Genomic DNA, 21,735 nt, shown 5'->3' on the forward strand with positions numbered 1-21,735 from the left:
GCCGGGCGCCTTGGAGGGGGCGCCCGGTTTTCTCGTGCCTTCGCACTAGGTGACCGGAGAACTATGTGACCGGATGCGGTTGGAGCCGGTCGGTCAGGCCAGTCAGGTCAGTCCAGCGCTTTGTCGCTGCTGCCCGCGTCACCTTTGACCCAATAGCCTGCCGCCTTGAGGTGCGGTGCCGGATGCGCGCGATCCTGCAGGAAGTGCAGCTTCAGTGCCCGTGCAACCTGCGCCTCGGCGGCGATCCAGACAAACCCCTTGCCCTCGGGCAGATCGAGCGCCTTCGCCGCATCGAGCAGGGGCGCCGGATCATGCGCGTCTTCGACCGGACGGTGCAGCCAAAGCGCGGTCTGCGCCGCTGCGCTCTGCCACTCCTGCTGATCCTCAGGGCCGGGCACGGCGGCAAGGGTGATCGCGGCGACGCCTTCGGGCAGTTCCTCGACGCGGCGCGCCATGGCGGGCAGGGCGGTTTCGTCGCCAATCAGAAGATACCAGTCGAACACCGGGGCGACCACCGCCGAGCCGCGCGGGCCGCCGACCAGCAATGTATCTCCGGGCTGCGCGGCCTCGGCCCATGCGGTGGCAGGGCCAGCGTCATGCAGCGCAAAATCTAGCACCAGCGTGCGGGCCTCCGCGTCAAAGGCGCGTGGAGTATAGTCGCGGGCAACGGGCGCGTCGCCGTCGGTGTCCAGAAACAGCTTCACGTGATCGTCCGCGCCGAGGCTGGTGAAATCGGCCAGATCCTCGCCCTCGAGCGTGATGCGCAGCATGTGCGGGGTCAGGCGCTGGCTTTCGCGTACGGTCAGGGTCCGGCGTTTCAACTCGTGGCGGTGGCGGGTGATGATGCTTTCCATGTCAGGTCCTTGCGTATGTGTCAGTCATCGGAGCCATCGCGGGGCATGGCCTCGCGGATGTCCCGAGCGGTGTCTCGTAGCTGCGCGGAAAGCGTGGCGATGAGCGTGTCGTCTGCGCCGGGCACCGAGAGGCGCAGGCGCAGGGCAGATTTGATCTCGTCCATGGCGGCGACGATCTCTTTGGGAGCGTTGCCACGATGCCAGCGCGGCGGCTTGCGGGTCAGCAATTCGTCGGCGGCGGCGCGGTGCGCGGAAAGATGCGCCGCCCCGGCCTCGGTGATGCGCGAGCGTTTGCGCCCGGTCTCATCGGCTTCGATCACCGCGTGCCCCATGTCTTCGAGCCATGAGAGCGTTGGGTAGATCACGCCGGGGCTCGGGCAATAGGCGCCGTCGGTGCGCTCTTCGATCTCTTTGATCAGTTCGTAGCCGTGCCGGGGGTGCTCGGCGATCAGCGCCAGAACCAGCAGCCGCAGCTCGCCGTGGCCGTAAAGCCGCTTGCCGCGTTTGCGGCCGGGAGGGGAATGGTCTGCGGTAGGGCGGGTCATCGCGGTTTGCTGTGTCTCATTTCGATATATCGAAAAATAAGATATATCGGAAGTGATGCAAGAGCCTTGCGTTCACGCTCGCGTGCATAGCGGTCGAGGCCGGGGGCCGTCATGAAAGCTTCACTTTCCGCGCGCACATATTTCGAATATTCGTGAAATATGGAAAAAGAGATTCCCGACCGTCTGATGACCCTCGGCCACCCGCAGAGGCTCGCCATCTTCCGGCTGCTGATGCGCCGCTTCCCTGACCGGCTGCCCGCCGGGGAGATCGCCGAGACCATCGGCGTGAAGCCCAGCACGCTTTCGGCCTATCTTGCGGCGCTGATGCGCTCCGATCTGGTCACCCAGACGCGGCTCGGCACCTCGCTTCTTTACTCGCTCGACATGACCCAGGTGCGACAGACCTTCGATTACCTGCTGCGCGACTGCTGTCGCGGGCGCCCCGAGATCTGCGCGCCATCCCCCTTCCTCTCCGAGACAGGAGTGCCCCCGATGCCTGACCGCAAATACAACGTGCTGTTCATCTGCACCGGCAATTCGGCCCGGTCGATCTTTGCCGAAACGCTGCTGCGCGAGATCGCGGGCGACAGGTTCAACGCCTATTCGGCGGGCACCAAGCCCAGCTCCGAGCTGAACCCGATTGCCGTCGAGCTGCTGCACCAGAAGGGCCATGACATCACCCCGCTGCGTGCCAAGAACGTCTCGGAGTTTTCCGGCGAGAGCGCGCCCGACCTCGATTTCGTCTTCACCGTCTGCAATCAGGCCGCGAACGAGGAATGCCCGGCATGGGAAGGCCAGCCGATCAGCGGCCACTGGGGCATGCCCGACCCGGTGAAGGCGACCGGCACCGAGGCCGAGAAGATGCTCGCCTTCCAGCAGGCCTATGGCGCGCTCAAGCACCGGATCGAAGCCTTTACCGCGCTGCCTTTCGCGCAGCTTGACCGCATCTCGCTGCAGGCGGCGGTGGATGACATCGCCCAGATCGACACGACCCAGACCTCCCCGGAAGAGACCAGATGACCACTTATGCCCTCAACGGCCTTGGCCGTATCGGAAAGCTCGCCCTGAAACCGCTGCTGGACAGCGGCGCCAAGATCGCCTGGATCAACGATGCCGTGGGCGACCCGGCGATGCATGCGCATCTGCTGGAGTTCGACACGGTGCACGGGCGCTGGAATGCCGAGTTCCACCACGACCACGACAGCGTCACGGTGGATGGTGTCCGGCTGCCCTTCATCGGGACGCGTGATCTGTCGGCGCTGCCGCTCAAGGGGGTGGACGTGGTGATCGACTGCACCGGCGTCTTCAAATCCGAAGCCGCGCTCACCCCCTATTTCGCGGCGGGGGTGAAGAAGGTGGTGGTCTCGGCCCCGGTCAAGGATGGCCCCACGGCAAACATCGTCTTCGGCGTCAACGACGGCACCTATGATCCGGCGCGGCACAGCATCGTCACCGCTGCTTCCTGCACCACCAACTGCCTCGCGCCGGTGGTCAAGGTGATCCATGAGAACCTTGGCATAAGGCACGGGTCGATCACGACAATCCACGATGTGACCAACACGCAGACCATCGTCGACCGTCCCGCCAAGGACCTGCGGCGCGCGCGCTCGGCGCTGAACTCGCTGATCCCCACCACCACGGGCTCTGCCACGGCGATCACGCTGATCTACCCCGAACTGAAGGGGCGGTTGAACGGCCACGCGGTGCGCGTGCCGCTGCTCAACGCCTCGCTCACCGACTGCGTCTTCGAGGTGGAGCGCGCGACCAGCGCCGAGGAGGTCAACGCGCTCTTCGAGGCGGCCTCCAAGGGCGCGCTCAAGGGCATCCTTGGCTATGAAGAGCGCCCGCTGGTGTCGTGCGACTACACCAACGACACCCGCTCTTCGATCGTCGATGCGCCCTCGACCATGGTGGTGAACGGCACGCAGGTGAAGATCTACGCGTGGTACGACAATGAGATGGGCTATGCCCACCGTCTGGTGAATGTGGCGCGCATGGTCGGAGACAAGCTGTGAGCCACCCCTCTCCGGACAGGCCCGAGGGCCTGTCGGCCTATATCGCGGTGACGGCGGCCTATTGGGCCTTCATGCTCACCGATGGCGCGCTGCGGATGCTGGTGCTTCTGCACTTCCACAGCCTCGGGTTCAGCCCGGTGCAACTGGCCTATCTCTTCGTGCTCTACGAGATCGCCGGCATGGTCACCAACCTTTGCGCGGGCTGGATCGCCGCGCGCTTTGGCCTGACGTCGACGCTCTATGCGGGGCTGTCGCTGCAAGTGGTGGCGTTGCTGGCGCTGACGCAGCTTGATCCGTCTTGGGCGATCGGCACCTCGGTGGCCTTTGTGATGTGCGTGCAGGGCGCGTCGGGGGTGGCTAAGGATCTGGCGAAAATGTCCTCCAAATCAGCGGTGAAGCTGCTGGCCCCTTCCGAGGGTGGCGGGCTGTTTCGCTGGGTGGCGGTGCTGACCGGATCGAAGAACGCGGTCAAAGGCGTCGGCTTTCTGCTTGGCGCGGCGCTTTTGGCGACGCTTGGTTTCACATGGGCGGTGCTGGCGATGGCGCTGGTGCTGGCGGTGATCCTGATCGCCGTGGCGCTGCTGATGCCGGGCGGTCTGCCCAAGGGCCGCAAGGGCGCGAAGTTCTCCGAGGTCTTCTCGAAATCGGCCAACGTCAACTGGTTGTCGGCGGCGCGGGTGTTCCTCTTCGGCGCGCGCGACGTGTGGTTCGTGGTCGGCATCCCGATCTACTTCTACGCGGTGCTCTCGGACGGCAGCGAGGCGGGCAACCGCGCGGCCTTCTTCATGATCGGCAGTTTCATGGCGGTCTGGGTGATCCTTTATGGCGCGGTGCAGGCCAGCGCGCCGCGTATCCTGAAAGCCAAATCCCGGCCCGAAAGCGAGCTGATCCATGCCGCCCGCAATTGGGCCGCGGCGCTTTTCGTGGTGCCCGCGGCGCTGACGGTGGCGGTGCTGCTGTCGCCCGCGCCGCAGATGTGGCTGACGGGGGTGCTGGTGATCGGCCTGCTGGTCTTTGGGGCGATCTTCGCGGTGAACTCCGCGCTGCATTCCTACCTGATCCTCGCCTTCACGAAATCCGAGCGGGTGACGATGGACGTGGGCTTTTACTACATGGCCAATGCTGCGGGGCGGCTGATCGGCACGCTGCTGTCGGGTCTGACTTACCAGATCGGAGGGCTGCCGCTGGTTCTGGGCACGGCGGCGCTGATGGTGGCGCTGGCCGCGCTGACCTCGGGCAGGCTGAGCGCCGAGCCGCAGGAAGTGGCGGTCTGAGTTGCGCGCAAAGGGACGCGCCCGACCCTGGGTGGGCGCGTCTCGGCGTTGAAGCGGGGCGCTTTATCGCCTCACCCCGAACGACGCGCGTGGTGGGCACGGCACCGCAAATGCGCCCTCCCTGGGGGAGGGTCGGGCGCGGCCCGGGGCTGGTCGCCCCGCGCCATGGCACCCTGCCTCCGCAAGCGCAAAAGGCCCGGGCACATCGCTCGGGCCTTCGCTTTGTCTCCGCCGCGCCTCAGGTCACCGGGGGCGTGCGGCCCTTGTGGATCTTCTCGCGCAGCCCTTGGATCAGCTTGAAGAACACCGGGCCAAAGATCGCCCCGAGCACCGCCGAGGCAATCGCCCCGCCGAACACCGCAAGCCCCAGCGACACCCGGCTCGCCGAGCCCGCGCCGCTGGCAATCACCAGCGGGTAGACCCCCACCGCGAAGGCCAGCACCGTCATCATCACCGGGCGGAAGCGCAGCTTGGCCGCCTGCATGGCGGCCTCATGCAGGTCCAGTTCCGCCGCCTCGCGCTGCTGCTTGCCAAACTCGACGATCAGGATCGCCGTCTTCGCCGCCAGCGCGATCAGCATCAGAAGGCCGATCTGCCCGTAAAGACTGAGCGGCTCCCCGGCGATGCGCAGCGAGATCAGCGCCCCCAGCACCGCGAAAGGCACCGTCAGCAGCACCGCCACCGGCGTCAGGAAACTCTCATAGAGCGCCGCGAGGAAGAGGAAGGTGAACACAAGGCTCAGTCCCAGTGCGATCGGCACGGCGTTGCCCGAAGAGCGTTCCTCACGCGAGGAGCCGGTCCAGTCGTAGCGGAAGCCCGCAGGCAGCGCCTCGGCGGACAGATCTTCAAAGGCATCCATCGCATTGCCCGTGCTATACCCACCGGCGGCATTGGGAATGCCGGTGATCGTCGCCGAGTTGTAGGTGTTGTAGCGATAGAGCACGTCCGGCCCGGTGGTGGGCACCGGGGTGATCACCGTCGACAGCGGCACCATGCCGCCCTCGCGGTTGCGCACGTAGAGCGTGTCGAACGCCCGCTCGTTCTGGCGGAACTGGGCGTCCGCCTGCACCATCACCCGGTAGGATTGACCGAAGACGTTGAAGTCGTTGATGTAAAGCGCCCCAAGTTGCGCCTGCAGGGTGAGGAAGATGTCCGAGATCTGCACGCCCAGCGTCTTGGCCCGCACCCGGTCGATCTCGAGGTTGAGCTGCGGTGCATCGGCCTTGAAGGTGGAATAGGCCAGCGCGATCTCGTCAAGCTGGTTGGCCGGGGCGAGAAAGCCCTGAAGCGCGGCGGTCATCTCTTCCGGCCCGCGCCCCTGCGTGTCTTCGAGCACGAAGGCCAGACCCTCGACCGCGCCGATGCCCGGCAGGGCGGGCGCGCCGAAGATGATCGTCTGCGCCTCGGGCAGATCGGCAAACTGCTGTGTGAACTTGCGCTGCAGATAGGCCTGACTGCTCTCGACCGTGGTGCGCTCGCTCCATTCCTTGAGCTTGACGATGATCATGCCCGAGTTGGCCTGCAGCGCCGAGTTGAGGATCGAGTAGCCGTTCACTGGAAGCACGTTCTCCACCGCCTCATCCTCGCCGAGCGCGTCGGTGAGCCCGTCCATGACCACTTCGGTCCGGTTCAGCGAGGCGCCCGAGGGCAGCTGCACATCGACCATGAAGAAACCCTTGTCCTCGGTCGGGATGAAGCTGGTCGGGACCGTGGTAAAGAGCGTGTACATGCCAAAGAACAGCGCCGCGACGATGGCGATGGCGATGAGCGCGTGTTTGGCGAGGAAATCGACCGTGGCGGCATAGACCCGCGTCACCCAGTCGAACCCTTTGTTGAACCCCCGGATGACGAAATTGGGATGCATCCCCGGCTTCATCAGCACAGAGGCCAGCGCCGGGCTGAGGGTCAGCGCGTTGACCATAGAGATCAGCACCGAGACGGTCAGCGTCGCGCCGAACTGGCTGAACATCCGCCCGGTGATGCCGGGCAGCAGCAGCGTGGGTCCAAAGACCGCCGCCAGCACCAGCGAGGTGGCGACGATGGGGCCGGTCACCTCTGCCATGGCGCGGCGGGTGGCCTCGGGCGCGTCCAGTTCGGGGTTCTCGTGCAGGATGCGCTCGACGTTCTCGACCACGATGATCGCGTCGTCCACCACCAGCGCGATGGCAAGGATCAGCGCAAATAGCGTCACCGTGTTGATCGTCATGCCAAAGGCGTAGAGCACCGCCAATGTGCCGATGATCGAGACCGGCACGGCGATGGTCGGGATCAGCGTCGCCCGGATCGAGCCAAGGAAGATATAGGTCACCGCCACCACCAGCAGGATGGTGAAGATCATGGTGATCACCGTCTCTTCGAGCGAGGCTTCGATGAACAGCGTCGTGTCATGGCCGATGACGTAATCGACGCCCTCGGGGAAATACTCCTTGAGTTCCTCCATCTTCTCGCGGACCGCCTCGGCGACCACCAGCGAGTTGGCTTCGCTCAGCTTGTAGATCGCCATCAGCACGCCGGGCTGGTTGTTGAACTCGCCATAGCCCTTGTAGGCAAAAGCGCCGAGCTCGATCCGCGCCACGTCGCGCAGCCGGATCACCGAGCCCGCGTCATTGGCCGACAGGATGATGTCGCCGAACTCTTCTTCGGTCTCCAGCCTGCCTTTCGTGGTCAGAACGTATTGGAACTGCGTGTTTTCGGCAGCCGGAGCGGCCCCCAATTGCCCCACGGCGGCCTGCGCGTTCTGCTCTTTCACCGCCAGAACGATCTCGTTCACGGTGATATTGTGGTTGGCCATCTGCACCGGATCGAGCCACGCGCGCATGCCGTAATCCAGCGCGCCGATGTTCTCGGCGGCACCGACGCCGGGCAGGCGGGCCAGTTCGCCCTCGACGTTGATCGAGGCGTAGTTCGACAAGAACAGCCCGTCGAAGCGCCCGTCGGGCGAGACGATGTTCACCACCATCAGGATGTCCGGGTTGCGCTTACGCACCCTTATGCCGCGCTGGCGCACCTCGGCGGGCAGCCCCGGCTCGGCCAGCGCCACGCGGTTCTGCACGTCGACCTGCGCCAGATCGGCATCGACGCCGGTCTCGAAGGTCACCGTCAGCGTATAGCTTCCGTCCGCGGCGGCCTTGGATTCCATATAGGCCATGCCCTCGGCACCGTTCACCTCATCCTCGATGGGGGTGGCGACGGCCTGCAGCACGGTTTGCGCATCGGCGCCGGGATAATTGGCGCGGACCACCACCTTGGGGGCGGCGATGTCGGGATACTGGTCGATCGGCATCACCTGAAGCGTGAGCAGGCCGAACAGCGTGATGAGCAGGGAAATGACGAAGGCGAACTTGGGTCGCCTGATGAAAAATAGGGGTCCCATGAAATTCTCCGCTGCCGGGGATCAGCTGTCGTAGGGCTGCGGGGTGACGGCGAGGCCCGGACGCATGCGCTGCAGCCCCTCCACGACCACCCGCTCGCCATCTGCAAGCCCTTCGGTGACGGTCCAGTCGGCGCCATTGCGCACGCCCACGGTGATGTTGCGCCGCTCGACCACGTCGCCGTCGCCGACCACCCAGACGAAATGCCCTTGCTGGTCGAGACTGACCGCGCGCTGCGGCACCAAGGGCGCCTGAACCGGCTCGATCACCTGACCGCGGATCGTCACGTTCTGGCCCGGCAAAAGCAGGCCGTTGGGATTGGGAAAAAGAACCCGCGCCGCAATGGTACCGGTGCTGGCAACGCCGGTGTTGTCCCAATTCTCGAAGGTGCCCTTCTCGGGGTAGACCTCGCCGCCGGGCAGGATCGCCTCAAGCTCCAGCGGAGGGATCGAGCCGCCCGCCTCTTCGATCTCCAGCCGCTTGGCCAGAAAGCCGAAATAATTGGACTGATCCACCAGCCCGACCGCGTAAATCGGATCGAGCGAAACGATGGTGGCGATATAGCCGATCTGCGTCGGATCGCCGACGGTGAAAAGATCGCCCACCGAATATTGCGGGGCCGAAATGCGGCCGCTGAACGGGGCGTAAACCTTTGTATCGGCGAGGTCTTCTTCGGCCTGCGCGATCTGGGCGCTGGCCACATCGACCTGCGCCTGCGCCACATCCGCCTGCGCCTGCGCGTATTCCACCTCGCGCTTCGAGACGGTGTTGCTCTGCGACAGCTGCGTCGCCCGGTCGAGATCGAGATCGGCCTTGATCGCTGCGGCTTCGGCCTGTTTCAGCGCGGCATGGGCTTGGGCGAGGGCGATGCGGTAATGCGTCTCGTCCATCTCCACCAGCAACTCGCCCTCTTCGACGAAAGCCCCTGCGGTGATGTGCATGGCGGTGATCTGCGCCTGCACGGTGGGCCGGATCGAGGCGGTGTTCAGCGCCTCGATGCGGGCCGGGTGAGTGAACGAGGGGCGGATGCTCTGGGTGGCGATGGTCTGCACCAAGGCGGTGGGGCCGGGTGCGGCCTCGTCCTGAGCCAGTGTGAGTGTCGGGGAAGCCAGAAAAGCGGCGGACAGAGATACGGTGGAAATCTTTCGAAGCAGTCCAATCAACATATCGAAGGTCCTTTCACGGACGGAGCTATGTCATAGAGCGTACACCAAATACGGGAAAAATCTATTTTTAATACAATCTTGTCGCGGTGTTCCGCCCATACACTAGCACGTTTGCGGGCCTTCTGCGCGAATGTGTCGCCCCCCAAGGGCGCAGGGCTTGCAACCCATAGGCGAGCGTTTCGCGGGGGCGAGAGCGTCAGCCCAACGCCCTCACAGTTCTGTCATACGAAAATATTGACAGTCATCATACAAGTCGGTCATAACCGCGGCGTGACGTCATATGCATCTACAGGGAGGAGATCATCATGCGATTCACCAAGACCGGGGCTCTTACCGCCACCGTCGCGCTCTGCGGCCTTCTGGCCGGTGCCGCGCAGGCCGAAACCTGGCGCGCCTGGGCCATTCACCCCGAGGATTATCCGAACGTCGTCGCGATGCAGCAGTTCGCCGACGAGGTGACGGAAAAGACCGAGGGCCGGATCGAGCCCACCGTCTACGCCAACGGCGTGCTGGGCGCGCAGCCCGATGCCATCGAGCAGGTGCGTGCCGGTGCCATCGCGGTCGGCAACTTCAACATGGGCCCGATGGGCGAGATCGTTCCGGCGACCAACGTGCTGTCGCTGCCCTTCATCTTCCGCGACGTGGACCACATGCACGCGGCGATGGACGGCGAGATCGGTCAGCGTTTCTCGGACGCGCTGTCGGAAGAAGGCCTCGTGGCGCTGTCGTGGATGGATAGCGGCTCGCGCTCCTTCTACAACACCAAGCATCCGATCGAGACGCCCGCCGACATGGACGGTCTGAAGTTCCGCGTGATGAACAACGATCTTTACGTGCAGATGGTCGACAAGCTGGGAGGCAACGCCACGCCGATGGCCTATGGCGAGGTCTATCAGTCGCTGAAGACCGGCGTGATCGACGGGGCCGAGAACAACTACCCCTCGTTCGAAAGCTCGAACCACTACGAGGTGGCCAAGTATTATTCGATCACCAACCACCTGATCATCCCCGAGTGCATCTGCGTCTCGACCAAGGTCTGGGACGGCGTGTCGGATGAGGACAAGGCGATCGTCACCGAGGCGGCGGTGAAAGCCGCAGACCTGCAGCGCGAGCTTTGGGCCGAACGTTCGGAAGCCTCCAAGCAGAAGGTGATCGACAGCGGCGTGGCGGTGAACGAGGTCGAGGACGGGCAGGCGTTTCAGGACGCCATGGAGCCGGTCTATGCCGATTTCATCGCCGCCAATCCCGATCTGGAAAGCCTGATCCGCGATATCCAGTCGGTGCAGTGATCATCGGCCATCGCTTGATCTGAAAAAGACGTGTCCCCGCGGGGACACGTCATGTCCGGGAGGGGTTCATGGCGCACGCGCAACCGGCCGGGGCAGGGGCCATCTATCGCCTGCTCAATCTTCTGTCACGTCTGTGCGTGCTCGTTGCGGGCAGCGGGCTGGTGCTGCTGATCGCCATCTTCGGCTGGCTGGTCTGGGGCCGCTACGTGATGAACGACACCCCCACATGGGTCGAGCAGCTGGCGCTGATCCTCGTGGTCTGGATCACCTTCCTCGGCGCGGCCGCCGGGGTCTGGAGCCGCACCCACCTGTCGGTGGACTTCATTCGCGACGCCTTTCCCGGCCCCATCGCCATGGCGATGAAGTGGCTGGCGCTCCTCGGTGTGCTGATCTTCGCCCTCTGCCTTGGCTGGCAGGGCTACATCCTCGCCGAGAACACATGGGCGCGCACCGTGCCGATGCTCGGCATCTCCGAGGGCATGCGCGCCGTGCCCATGGCGATCTGCGGCGCGCTGAGCGCGCTTTTCACTCTCTATCAAATGGCCGAACTGGCGAAGGGCCGCGGGTACTGACATGGGTTTGATCATTCTTTTCGGGGTTTTCGCCGGCGGGCTTATCTGCGGCATGCCCGTGGCCTTTGCCATCGGTCTCGCGGCGGTGGGTGGCTTCGTCTACGAGGGGCTGCCGCTGTTCATCGGCTTCCAGCGCGTGCTGTCGGGCATCTCGGTCTTCTCGCTGCTGGCGATCCCCTTCTTCATCTTCGCCGGTGAGCTGATGATGCACGGCGGCATCGCCGGGCGGCTGGTGCGGCTGGCCTCTTCGGCGGTGGGCGCCATGCGCGGCGGGCTGGGCGTGGTCAATGTGGCCTCCTCGATGCTCTTCGGCGGTATCTCGGGCTCGGCGGTGGCGGACACCTCGGCGCTTGGCTCGATCCTCATCCCGGTGATGAAGGAAAAGGGCTATGACCCTGATTACGCGGTGAATGTCACCGTCACCTCCTCGGTCGCGGGCGTGGTGATCCCGCCCTCGCACAACATGATCCTCTTTGCCGTTGCGGCGGGCGGCGTGTCGGTGTCGAAGCTGTTCATCGCGGGCGTGATCCCCGGCATCCTCATGTGCCTCTGCCTTGGCATCGTGGCCTATGCGGTCGCCGTGCGCCGCGGTTACCCGGCTGAAACCTTTCCCGGCTGGAAAGCGCTTGGCCTGTCGTTCATCGTCGCCCTGCCGGGCCTGATGACCGCGATCATCGTGGTGGGCGGGGTGCTGTCGGGGGTGATGACTGTCACCGAGTCCGGCGCCTTCGGGGCGATCTGGGCGATCCTCGTGACCACCTTCGTGTACCGCGAACTCAGCTGGGAGGGCTTCAAGACCGCCGTCGTCAGCTCGGTGCGCACAACCGCGCTGGTGATGCTGCTGGTGGCGACGGCCTCGGCCTTTTCCTACCTGCTGACCCTCTACCGGGTGCCGGATCTGTTGGCGAACGCGGTGACCGGCATCTCGGACAACCCGATTGTGATCCTGCTGCTGCTCAATCTGATCCTGCTGGTGCTTGGCATGATCATGGACATGGCGGCGCTGATCCTGATCTGTACGCCGATCTTCCTGCCGGTTGCGGTGGGGCTGGGGATGGACCCCATCCAGTTTGGCGTCGTGATGATGATGAACCTCGGCCTTGGCCTCTGCACACCGCCGGTGGGCGCCTGCCTCTTCGTGGGCTGCGTCGTGGGCGGCGTGCGGATCGAACATGCGGTGAAGACGATCCTGCCGTTCTACGCGGCGATCCTCGTGGCGCTGCTGCTGGTGACATATGTCCCGGCCTTCTCCATGTTCCTGCCAAGCCTGATGGAGTGAGAGACATGAAGATGAAACGTATCCTGATCACCGGCGCGGCGGGCCAGCTTGGCAAGATCCTGCGCGAGACGCTGAAGCCCCACGCCGAGGAACTGCGCCTGTCGGACATCGCCGAGATCACCGACCTTGGCCCCAATGAGAGCTTCGTAGCCTGCGACATCGCCGACGGCGAGGCGGTGAAATCGCTGGTCGAGGGCTGCGACGGGGTGGTGCATCTGGGCGGTATTTCGGTCGAGAAGACCTTCGACCTGATCGAAGCGGCCAACCTGCGCGGCGTCTACAACCTCTATGAGGCGGCGCGGCTGCATGGTCAGCCCCGGATCATCTTTGCCAGTTCCAACCACACGATCGGCTATTACAAGCAGGAGCAGCGCCTGAAGCATACCGACCCGTTCAAGCCCGATGGCCTCTACGGTGTGTCGAAAATCTTCGGCGAGGCAGTGGCCAGCCTCTACCACGACAAATTCGGGCAGGAGAGCGCGCTGGTGCGCATCGGTTCCTGCACCCCGAAGCCCGAGAATTGGCGGATGCTGTCGACCTGGATTAGCCCGCGCGATTTCACCGCGCTGATCATGGCCGCCTTCACCGCGCCGCGCCTTGGCTGCACCGTGATCTGGGGGCAATCGGCCAATGACATGGGCTGGTGGGACAACTCTCACGCCGCCTTCCTTGGCTGGGTGCCGCAGGACAATTCTCAGGACTACGCCGAGGAAATCCGCCGGACCGTGCCGCGCCCCGGCCCCGAGGACTCGGTGGCGAAATATCAGGGCGGCGTCTTTACCGACGAGCCCATCCACCAAAGCTGACCTTCATTCCATTCCCATAGGCCCGCACGCGCGCGCCCCTAATAGCCCCAAGCAAGAGGACCCACGCATGGACCCGCAACAGATCAAAGAAGCGCTCGGCTCCGGCCTGCTTTCCTTCCCCGTCACGCCCTTCGACGCGGACAACAAGTTTGCCGCCGATCCCTATCAGAAGCACGTCGAGTGGCTGTCGGGCTTTGACGCGCCGGTGCTTTTTGCGGCGGGCGGCACGGGCGAGTTTTTCTCGCTGACCCCGGAGGAGATCCCGGCCATCGTGACGGCGGCGAAGGAAAGCGCGGGCAAGACCGCGATCGTGTCGGGCTGCGGCTATGGCACCGAGATCGCCAAGGGCATCGCGCGCTCGGTCGAGGCGGCGGGCGGGGACGGCATCCTGCTGCTGCCGCACTATCTGATCGACGCGCCGCAGGAAGGGCTCTTTGAGCACGTCAAAGCGGTCTGCAACGCCACCGGCATGGGCGTCATGGTCTACAACCGCGACAACGCCGTGCTGCAGCCCGACACGCTGGCGCGGCTCTGCGACGAATGCCCGAACCTCGTGGGCTTCAAGGATGGCACCGGCGATATTGGCCTCGTGCGGCAGATCACCGCCAAGATGGGCGACCGGCTGATCTACCTCGGCGGGATGCCGACGGCGGAGCTTTTTGCCGAAGCCTACCTTGGCGCGGGCTTCACCACCTACAGCTCGGCGGTGTTCAACTTCGTGCCCGCTCTGGCCAACAAGTTCTATGCCGCGCTGCGCGCCGGGGATCGGGCCACTTGCGAGGACATCCTCAAGAGCTTCTTCTACCCGTTCATGGACCTGCGCTCGCGCCGCAAGGGCTATGCCGTGTCGGCGATCAAGGCAGGTGTGCGTCTGGTTGGCTTTGATGCAGGTCCGGTGCGCGCGCCGCTGTCGGACCTGACGGGCGAGGAGGAGGAAATCCTCAAAGCCCTGATCGACGCGCATCAGTAAGTTCGAGGACCCAAGATGAAGATCACCGAGATCCGCACCCACCTTCTGGAACACAAGCTGGAGACCGCCTTCGAGAGCGCCTCCATGCGCTTCGACCGGCGGGTGCATCTGCTGGTCGAGGTGATCTGCGACGATGGCACCACGGGCTGGGGCGAATGCCTCGGCCCGGCGGGCCCGAACCGCGCCATGGTCGAGGCCTATAAGCCGTGGCTTCTGGGCAAGGACCCGCTGGAGACCGAGAAACACTGGGCGGTGCTCTACAACGCGCTGCGCGATCAGGGTCAGCGGGGGATCTCGGTCTGCGCGCTTTCCGGTATCGACATCGCGCTGTGGGACATCAAGGGCAAGGCGCTTGGGGTTCCTGTCTCCACGCTGCTGGGCGGGCGGTTCCGCGAGAAGGTGCGCTGCTATGCCACCGGCTCGTTCAAGCGTGACGGGGTCGACCGGGTCTCGGACAATGCCGAAGAGATGCGCGGCCACGCGGCGGCGGGCTTCCACGCGGTGAAGATCAAGATCGGGTTCGATCCTTCGGAGGATCTGCAGGTGATCAAGGCGGTGCGCGAGGCCATCGGGCCGGACACCCGCCTGATGATCGACGGCAACCACGGCTATGACGTGATCGAGGCGGTGCGCGTGGGCAATGCGGCGGCTGAATATGGCATCGACTGGTTCGAAGAGCCGGTGATCCCCGAGCAGCTCGATGCCTATGCCGAGGTCCGTGCACGCCAGCCGATCCCGGTGGCGGGCGGCGAGACGTGGCATACCCGCTGGGGCTTTGCCGAGCCGATGCGGCGGCGGGTGATCGACATCGCCCAGCCCGATCTTTGCGGGGTGGGCGGCTTCACCGAGGCCAAGCGGGTGGCCGATCTTGCGACGCTGCATGGGGTGCGCGTGGTGCCGCACGTCTGGGGCACGGCGGTGCAGATCGCGGCGGCGCTGCAGTTCATGGCGGCGATGGTGCCCGATCCGGTGAGGCGGGGGCCGATCGAGCCGATCATGGAGTTCGACCGCACCCATAACCCCTTCCGCCAAGCGGTGGTGAAACAGCCCATCGAGCATGAGAATGGCTGGGTCAGCATCCCCGATGCGCCGGGGCTGGGGATCGAGATTGACCGGGACGCGCTGAAGGAGTTCGCGCCGAAGGGGTGACGTGCGGAGCCGGGCGAGCGCCTGCCCGTGGGGTGGCGCTGCGACGATTGTGGTCTGCGCTTTATGCCTGCCACGCTCTTTCGACATCCCAGCGCCGCGCAACATAACCAAAGCGCCAGCCCGCCGGGACGGCGTCGTCCATCGGGCTCGAACCGATGGCGCCACGATGAACGACCGCTTGCCCGGCGGCTTCGCCTTTGTTGCGGGCGGATCTGCGCGGGAGGCAAACCGCCCGTCTTCAGGAGGATTCCAATGATCGACCGCAAACTCACCGGCCCCAAGCCAAAGACGCAGATGCCCAAGGGGGCCTGCGACACGCAGATGCATATGTATCTGCCCGGCTATGCGTGGCGCGAGGACGGTAAGGGTGTGCCTGCCGAGCCCCTGCCGACGCCCGACATGTACCGCAAGGCCATGGATTGGCTCGGCATCGACCGGGTGGTGATCACCCAAGGCAACGGGCATCACATGGACAATTCCAGCCTGCTCGCCTGCGTGGCCGAGATGGGCGATTGCGCGCGCGGCGTGGCGGTGATCACCGGTGAGACCCCTGATGCCGAGATGCTCCGGCTTTCCGAGGGCGGCATCGTGGGGGCGCGGATCATGGACCTGCCCGGCGGGGCGGTGGGGCTGGATCAGCTCGAGGCGGTGGATGCGCGCGCCCATGCGGCGGGCTGGATGATGGCGGTGCAATTCGACGGCACCGCGCTGCCGGATCTGGAGCCGCGTCTTGCAAAGCTCAAATCCAACTGGGTGCTCGACCACCACGGCAAAATCTTCGGCGGCATCACGTCCGCGCATGTGGCCAGCATCAAGCGGTTGATCGACGGCGGCAAGTGCTGGTTCAAGTTTGCCGGTTGCTACGAGGCCACCACCACCTCTGGCCCCGACTATCCCGACATCGCCGCGCTCAGCCGCGAGATCGGGGCGCATGCGCCCGAACGCATCGTCTGGGGCACCAACTGGCCGCACAACCACGCCAGCCGCACCGAAGACTATCCCGATGACGCGCATCTGCTGGATCTGGCGATGAGCTGGCTGCCGGATCAGGCGGCGCAGCGGCAGGCGCTGGTGGAGACCCCTCAGGCGCTCTATGGTTTTCCGCAGATCACCTGAGGAGGAGCAGAGACACCATGGCAGAGCAAACGGCGCGGATCCTGTGCTACGGCGATAGTCTCACATGGGGGCATGACCCCGCCAACGGCGGATTGCGGCACCCAATTGCGGATCTCTGGCCCTCGGTGCTGGCGGCGCAGATCCCCGAGGCGACGGTGCTGGCCGATGGGGTGAACGGGCGCAGCACGTCGTTTGACGATCACGCCGCGCCCTGCGACCGCAACGCCACCCGCACGCTGCCGGTGGCGCTGGCGGCGCATATGCCGCTTGATCTGGTGGTGATCATGCTGGGCACCAATGACCTCAAGCCCAAACATGGCGCGGTGGCGAGCGGCGCGCAGGCCGGGATGCGGCGGCTCATTCAGCTGGTGCGGGGCTTTCCGTTCAAACCCGCCTCGGTGATGCCGCAGGTGCTGATCGTCGCGCCGCCCTATTGCATCTCGCCCTCGCGCGGGGATCTCGACAGCCCGTTCCGGGTCGAGCAGTCGCATCTCTTCGGCAGCCTCTACGCCGATCTGGCCGAAGAGGAAGGCGTGGCCTTCTTCGATGCGGGGCGGGTGGCGCAGCCCTCGCCGCTCGACGGGGTGCATCTGGATGCGGCCAACACGCGGGCGATCGGCGCGGCACTGGCAGAGCCGGTGCGCGCGCTTCTGGGTCTCTGATTATTCAGCCGGCGCGCGGGCCGACAGCCTTTGGGCCGCCGCCATCATCAGCGGGCCGACGCCCTTGGCATCATCCTCGACGATATCCTCGGTCAGATAATAGCCCTGCGAGCCGTCGCGCATCTTGCCGTCGAACCCGCCAAGGCCCGCCACATGGCAGATGCGGGTCAACCGTGTGACCCCGCCGTGGGTTTCGAGCCGGGTGCGGATGAGCGCGTCATAGGCGTGCTCGCCCGCGTCGAACCACTCGCCAAGACCAAGCTCGGTGGCGCGCATCAGCGCATAGGCGAACATCGCCGAGGCAGAGCTTTCCTCGTAGTTCCCCTCAAGCCCCGGCGCGTCGAGCACCTGCGGCCAGAGCCCCGAGCGGCGTTGCTCCATTGCCACCGCCTGCAACAGCTCGACCGTCTTGCGGCTTGGCGCGCTCGTAGGCTCCAGCGCGCAGATGTCGACCAAAGCCATCGCCAGCCAGCCGACTGCGCGCGCCCAGACCGAGGCCGATTTGCCGGTCTCGGGATCGGCCCAGCCCTGCACTTTGGCGGCATCATAGCCATGCACGTAAAGCCCGGCTGGCCCGCGCGTCAGCTCCAGCGCGCGGCTCAATTGGGTCAGCGCGTCCTGCACCAAGTCGGGACGGTCGCTGCGCTGCCCGTATTCGATCTGGAACGGCAGCCCCATATAAAGCCCGTCGAGCCAGACCTGATCGGGGTAGCGCTGCTTGTGCCAGTAGTTGCCTGCCTTGGTGCGCGGATGGCGCGAGAGCTGTTCGGCCAGCAGGTCGGCGGCCTTCATGTAGCGCGGATCGCCGGTCTCGTCGGCGAGGTGAAACAGGCAGCGCCCGGCAAGGATGTGGTCGATGTTGAACTCGTCGATGCGATAGCCTGCAAGGCTGCCGTCCGGGGCGATCTGCGCGTCGGTCAGGCGCTTGAGATGCGCGAACCAGCGCGCCTCGCCGGTGGCCTGATGCAGCAGGGCGAGCCCGCGATAGATGCAGCCATCCTCGTAGCACCAGCTGCCGCCCTTGTAATGTCGGTAGCGGCTGGCGAAGGCGTCGAAATACTCCAGGGCGGTGGGACGGGTCATGGCAGGGCGGGGCTCCGGTTTAGAACGTCTTCGATGCTGAGCGGGGCGGGATCGGCGGCAAGGTCGCCGCTGATCTCTGCGTGTTCGGCCAGCACGCCGGCGTGGCGCAGCGGGCGGATGCCATCGGCCATCAGCGGCGGCTCGGGGCGGGCGGCGGCATCATGCGACAGCAGCGTGATGCGTGAGAGGCGGATCGGGCCGATGGGCGCTTCGGGCAGGCCGAGAAAGGCGCCGACCGCATGGGCGAGGTTGCGGATCTCCACCTCCTCTGCGGTGATCTCGCCCACATGCGGCGTCAGATGGGTCACGGCGGCGGGCGCGCGGGACTGCACCCAATCGGCGTGGCCATCGTGGTCGCAGTAGTAATGCGCATTGGCCGAAAACGCGGTGAGCACGCCGTCCATGGTCACATTGCGCATGGCGATACGCTCGATCCGTCCGCCGCGTCCGCGACGTGTCTTGAGGCGCAAACCCCGGTCCGTGCCGACCATCTCGCAATCGCAGATGGTCACGTCGGTCACATCGCCGGACATCTCCGAGCCGATGACGCAGCCGCCGTGGCCGCGCTCCATCAGGCAGTGCTGCACGGTGACGCGGCGGGTGGGGCGCAGGTGGCCCTCCTCGCCCGCATCGCCGCGCTTGCCCGCCTTGATCGCGATACAATCGTCGCCGACCGAGAAATGCGTGCCGAGGATGGTGACATCCTCGCACATGTCGGGATCGAAACCGTCGGTGTTGGGGCTGTCGTGCGGGGCCTGAATGCTCAGGCAGGCGGCAAAGAGATCGCGGCAGCCCTGCGGGTGGATCGTCCAGCTTGGCGCGTTGCGGATGGTGAAGCCGATGAGGCGCGTGGCCTCGGCGTCGATCAGATGCAGCCCGCGCGGGCGGCGGGCACCATCGCGGCGCTCTTTGGCCCATGTCCACCAGTCGCCGCGGTCGCCGCCGCCGTCGAGCGTGCCGAAGCCTTCGATAGTCAGATTGCGCGTGGCGATGGCATGCAGCGGGGCGCGGAAACAGGGCTCGGGCAGCCCCTCCCACGAGCCGAGCATTGTCCCGTCGGGCCGATGTGCGGGCAGGATCGGCCAGCCGCTGCGGTCCGAAGGCGCGGCGAGCGTGGCCCCTGTCGAGAGGTGCAGGATCATATCCGAGCGCAGCTCGACGGGGCCGCAGAGCCAATGTCCGGCAGGCACGATCAGCGTGCCGCCCTTGGGCAGCGCGGCGATGGCGCGGGCGAAGGCGGCGGCGTTCTGCGCGGCGGCCTCGGGCGTGTCTGGCAGGCTGTCACGGGCACCGAAGTCGGTGACGTCCAGCGCGCCGGGGCAGGGCGGGGTGGTGAAGCTCAGGGTCTCGCCGCCGCAGTCGAACGTATAGGCGCTGCCCGGCTGCAGCGGGCCCAGCGGCAGCACCACGGTGGCGGCACTGCCTTCCGCGACGGTCTGGCCATCCAGCCGCAGCCGCCAAGGGCGCGCCGGGCTCAGGGTGTAGCGGGCGGGGGGCGGCGCGAGGCACAGCACGGCCATGCGCGGGGTCACCGCGGCGCATCGGATCAGGGACATGGGTCGGGCTTTCGTCTTGGGTCGGCGCGGGCGGCCCCGAGTGATGGGCCGCCCACAGGGAGGAATTTTGGCGTCAGTCGAACTGGCTCAGCACGTCGTTGGCCCCCTCGATGATGTATTCGGCGGCTTCCTCGGCGCTGACCATGCCGTAGGAGAACTCTTCGAGCGTATCGACGAAGGTGGCGCGCAGTTCGGGATGCTCGTTGAACGGCGAGACCGCGGGACCTTCGGAGGCCATCATGATCTCATGCGCCTTGAGCAGTTCGGGCTTGATCTCGCCCGCGCCCTCAAGCCGCTCGAGCGCCACCTGCGAGGCGGGCAGGCCGCGGGTCACGCCAAGCGCGTCGATGCCCTCGGGCTCGTTGACGAGGCAGTTGAGGATCTCGGCCGCGGCTTCGGGATTGTCCGAGTTCTTCGACACCGCCAGCAGCATCGAGGGCTTGCGATAGACGCCTTGGGTCTTGGCCCCTTCGAAGGTGATCATCGGCACGGCGGTCAATTCCTCGCCCTCGTTCAGCGGGTCCGAGAACTTGAAGTAGGTGCTGTCCCATTCATAAGAGCCAGCGATCTTGCCCTGTGCCCAAGCCTGTTTCTCGTAGAGCTTCACGTTGCCCTCGGCGGCCTCGTCCTGACGCGACTGGATGGCGCCGGTGTCGACCATGCGCTGATAGAAGGTGATGCCCTCGACGAGCTCCTCGGGCGTCCACGCGACGCGGTTGGTTTCCGGATCGACGAGGTCCTTGCCGGTCTTTTGCGTGACGGCGAGCGAGACCAGCAGCTGCGCGCTTTCGGCGACGGCGTTGAACAGGCGATAATCCTCGCCCTCCTTGTCGCGCAGGGCTTCGGCGGCACCAAAGAATTCTTCCCATGTGGTCGGCGGGGTGATGCCCGCCTCGGCCAGCGTGGTGGTGTTGAAGAAGAACACGCGGCCCGTGGTCGAGACCGGGATGCCCTGCACGTGGCCCTTGACGGTGACGCCATCAAGATCGGCCTGCGGGTATTGCGACAGGTCCACCGCTTCGAGCGTGGCAAGATCAGCAAAGCCGGTGCCATCGCGCGAGAAGAGCGGCAGCCACGGCCAGTTCACTTGGATGAGGTCGGCCTCGGTGCCGCCCGCCATCTGCGTGGTGAGCTTTTCGAGATAGCCCGAGAAGCCGGTGAACTCAGGCGCGATGGTGTGGCCGTATTTCTCGCCGCAGAGCTTGAGCGCCTCTTGGGTGGCGACGTGGCGAGACTCGCCGCCCCACCAGCTCATCCGCAGGTCTGCCGCGTTTGCCGACGACAGCGCGCAAGGCACCAGTGCGCTGGCGAGCAGCGCCTTTTTGATCGTTGATTTCATTTTGAAAACTCCTCCTCCTAGTTTTCGGTTCAGCCCGCGAGGGGCAGGGATACATTCGCGCCGCTGGTGCGGTCGAAGATATGGGCGTGGCCAAGGTCGGGCGTCAGCCGGATGCGTTCGTCGGACCGGTCGAGCGCGTCATATTCGGCGGCTCCGGCGACGGTGGTGATCTCTTTGCCCTCGAGCATGGCGTGCAGATAGACCTCATGCCCCATGAACTCTGCCGAGCGCAGGCGCGCGGTCAGCCCGTTGCCTGCCGAGAGCTTCATGTGCTGCGGGCGGATGCCGAGCGCCGCCTCCTGCGGTTTGCTTTGCATCCGGTTCAGCACCGCCTCGTCGAGCGAGATCACCTGCCCGCCAAGGCGGAAGTCGGTGCCCTCGATCTCGCCGTCGATCACGTTCATCTCGGGCGAGCCGATGAAGCCCGCGACGAACAGATTGGCCGGGCGGTCGTAAAGCTCCTTGGGGGTGGCGACCTGCATGATGTGGCCGTCCTTCATCACGCAGATGCGGTCGCCCATGGTCATCGCCTCGGTCTGGTCGTGGGTGACATAGACCACCGTGGAGGGGCGGCCCTCGGCCTTCAGGCGCTTGTGCAGGTCGGTGATCCGCACCCGCATCGAGGCGCGCAGCTTGGTATCCGCCGTCTCTGCCCCATTGATGTTCGGGTTGCCCCTGGCTTTTTGGCG

Annotated in this window: 19 protein-coding genes; 11 read left to right on the forward strand and 8 right to left on the reverse strand. The window is 65.6% G+C overall.

Features of this window, described 5'->3' with window-relative positions:
• Positions 1-107: 107 nt before the first annotated feature.
• Positions 108-854: a siderophore-interacting protein gene (locus G0A00_RS16465; RefSeq protein ID WP_164183092.1), complete on the reverse strand. Its 747-nt coding sequence runs from the start codon at positions 852-854 to the stop codon at positions 108-110.
• Between the two features lie 20 nt (positions 855-874).
• Positions 875-1,399, reverse strand: coding sequence for a PadR family transcriptional regulator (locus G0A00_RS16470; RefSeq protein WP_164183089.1), 525 nt, complete (start codon positions 1,397-1,399; stop codon positions 875-877).
• Between the two features lie 159 nt (positions 1,400-1,558).
• Here G0A00_RS16470 and G0A00_RS16475 point away from each other — a divergent pair, with 159 nt between their 5' ends.
• Genes G0A00_RS16475 through arsJ form a run of 3 tightly spaced genes read left to right on the forward strand, consistent with a single transcriptional unit; the run spans position 1,559 to position 4,688 of the window.
• The gene (locus G0A00_RS16475) at positions 1,559-2,419 is read left to right on the forward strand and encodes a helix-turn-helix domain-containing protein (RefSeq protein WP_164183087.1); all 861 of its coding nucleotides are present in this window, start codon (positions 1,559-1,561) and stop codon (positions 2,417-2,419) included.
• Positions 2,416-3,414 (forward strand): ArsJ-associated glyceraldehyde-3-phosphate dehydrogenase, encoded by a 999-nt coding sequence (locus G0A00_RS16480; RefSeq protein ID WP_164183086.1) that lies wholly within the window; start codon positions 2,416-2,418, stop codon positions 3,412-3,414. Before G0A00_RS16475 ends, G0A00_RS16480 begins: the two co-directional genes overlap by 4 nt.
• On the forward strand, positions 3,411-4,688 hold the full coding sequence (arsJ, locus tag G0A00_RS16485; RefSeq protein WP_368667710.1) for an organoarsenical effux MFS transporter ArsJ: 1,278 nt from the start codon (positions 3,411-3,413) through the stop codon (positions 4,686-4,688). The genes G0A00_RS16480 and arsJ overlap by 4 nt, the downstream gene beginning before the upstream one ends.
• Before the next feature lie 238 nt (positions 4,689-4,926).
• Here arsJ and G0A00_RS16490 read toward each other — a convergent pair whose 3' ends face one another.
• Positions 4,927-8,061: an efflux RND transporter permease subunit gene (locus G0A00_RS16490; RefSeq protein ID WP_164183085.1), complete on the reverse strand. Its 3,135-nt coding sequence runs from the start codon at positions 8,059-8,061 to the stop codon at positions 4,927-4,929.
• A 21-nt stretch (positions 8,062-8,082) separates the two neighbouring features.
• A complete protein-coding gene (locus G0A00_RS16495) occupies positions 8,083-9,225 on the reverse strand; it encodes an efflux RND transporter periplasmic adaptor subunit (RefSeq protein WP_164183084.1) in 1,143 nt (380 codons plus the stop codon).
• A gap of 305 nt (positions 9,226-9,530) precedes the next feature.
• Between G0A00_RS16495 and G0A00_RS16500 the strand changes: the two genes are divergently transcribed.
• The 8 genes from G0A00_RS16500 to G0A00_RS16535 all read left to right on the forward strand — a co-directional run bounded on the left by G0A00_RS16500 (position 9,531) and on the right by G0A00_RS16535 (position 17,068).
• The gene (locus G0A00_RS16500) at positions 9,531-10,514 is read left to right on the forward strand and encodes a TRAP transporter substrate-binding protein (protein WP_164183083.1); all 984 of its coding nucleotides are present in this window, start codon (positions 9,531-9,533) and stop codon (positions 10,512-10,514) included.
• A 68-nt stretch (positions 10,515-10,582) separates the two neighbouring features.
• The gene (locus G0A00_RS16505; protein ID WP_164183082.1) at positions 10,583-11,086 is read left to right on the forward strand and encodes a TRAP transporter small permease; all 504 of its coding nucleotides are present in this window, start codon (positions 10,583-10,585) and stop codon (positions 11,084-11,086) included.
• A 1-nt stretch (position 11,087) separates the two neighbouring features.
• The gene (locus tag G0A00_RS16510; protein ID WP_164183081.1) at positions 11,088-12,365 is read left to right on the forward strand and encodes a TRAP transporter large permease; all 1,278 of its coding nucleotides are present in this window, start codon (positions 11,088-11,090) and stop codon (positions 12,363-12,365) included.
• A 5-nt stretch (positions 12,366-12,370) separates the two neighbouring features.
• Entirely contained in the window at positions 12,371-13,171 is an 801-nt protein-coding gene (locus G0A00_RS16515) for an NAD(P)-dependent oxidoreductase (RefSeq protein ID WP_235953152.1), read from the forward strand.
• Between the two features lie 67 nt (positions 13,172-13,238).
• Positions 13,239-14,141 carry a 5-dehydro-4-deoxyglucarate dehydratase gene (gene kdgD, locus G0A00_RS16520; protein WP_164183080.1) on the forward strand — a complete coding sequence of 301 codons (903 nt, stop codon included), beginning with the start codon at positions 13,239-13,241 and terminating at the stop codon, positions 14,139-14,141.
• 15 nt (positions 14,142-14,156) lie between these two features.
• Complete coding sequence (locus G0A00_RS16525) at positions 14,157-15,290, forward strand: mandelate racemase/muconate lactonizing enzyme family protein (protein ID WP_164183079.1); 1,134 nt, start codon at positions 14,157-14,159, stop codon at positions 15,288-15,290.
• A gap of 252 nt (positions 15,291-15,542) precedes the next feature.
• Positions 15,543-16,406 (forward strand): amidohydrolase family protein, encoded by an 864-nt coding sequence (locus G0A00_RS16530; protein WP_164183077.1) that lies wholly within the window; start codon positions 15,543-15,545, stop codon positions 16,404-16,406.
• Positions 16,407-16,423: 17 nt separating this feature from the next.
• Positions 16,424-17,068: an SGNH/GDSL hydrolase family protein gene (locus G0A00_RS16535; RefSeq protein WP_164183076.1), complete on the forward strand. Its 645-nt coding sequence runs from the start codon at positions 16,424-16,426 to the stop codon at positions 17,066-17,068.
• On the opposite strand, the gene G0A00_RS16540 is transcribed toward G0A00_RS16535, so the two are convergent.
• The 4 genes from G0A00_RS16540 to G0A00_RS16555 form a co-directional block, all read right to left on the reverse strand.
• Complete coding sequence (locus tag G0A00_RS16540; protein WP_164183075.1) at positions 17,069-18,151, reverse strand: glycoside hydrolase family 105 protein; 1,083 nt, start codon at positions 18,149-18,151, stop codon at positions 17,069-17,071. It abuts the gene before it with no gap.
• Positions 18,148-19,707, reverse strand: coding sequence for a glycoside hydrolase family 28 protein (locus G0A00_RS16545; protein WP_164183074.1), 1,560 nt, complete (start codon positions 19,705-19,707; stop codon positions 18,148-18,150). The genes G0A00_RS16540 and G0A00_RS16545 overlap by 4 nt, the downstream gene beginning before the upstream one ends.
• 73 nt (positions 19,708-19,780) lie before the next feature.
• Positions 19,781-21,046, reverse strand: a complete 1,266-nt coding sequence (locus G0A00_RS16550; RefSeq protein ID WP_164183073.1) for an ABC transporter substrate-binding protein — start codon at positions 21,044-21,046, stop codon at positions 19,781-19,783.
• Between the two features lie 29 nt (positions 21,047-21,075).
• A partial coding sequence (locus tag G0A00_RS16555) for an ABC transporter ATP-binding protein (protein WP_164183072.1) occupies positions 21,076-21,735 on the reverse strand: 660 nt, incomplete at its 5' end.

Origin of the sequence: Salipiger sp. PrR002 (assembly GCF_010500775.1) — a bacterium.
Taxonomy (GTDB): Bacteria; Pseudomonadota; Alphaproteobacteria; order Rhodobacterales; family Rhodobacteraceae; genus Salipiger.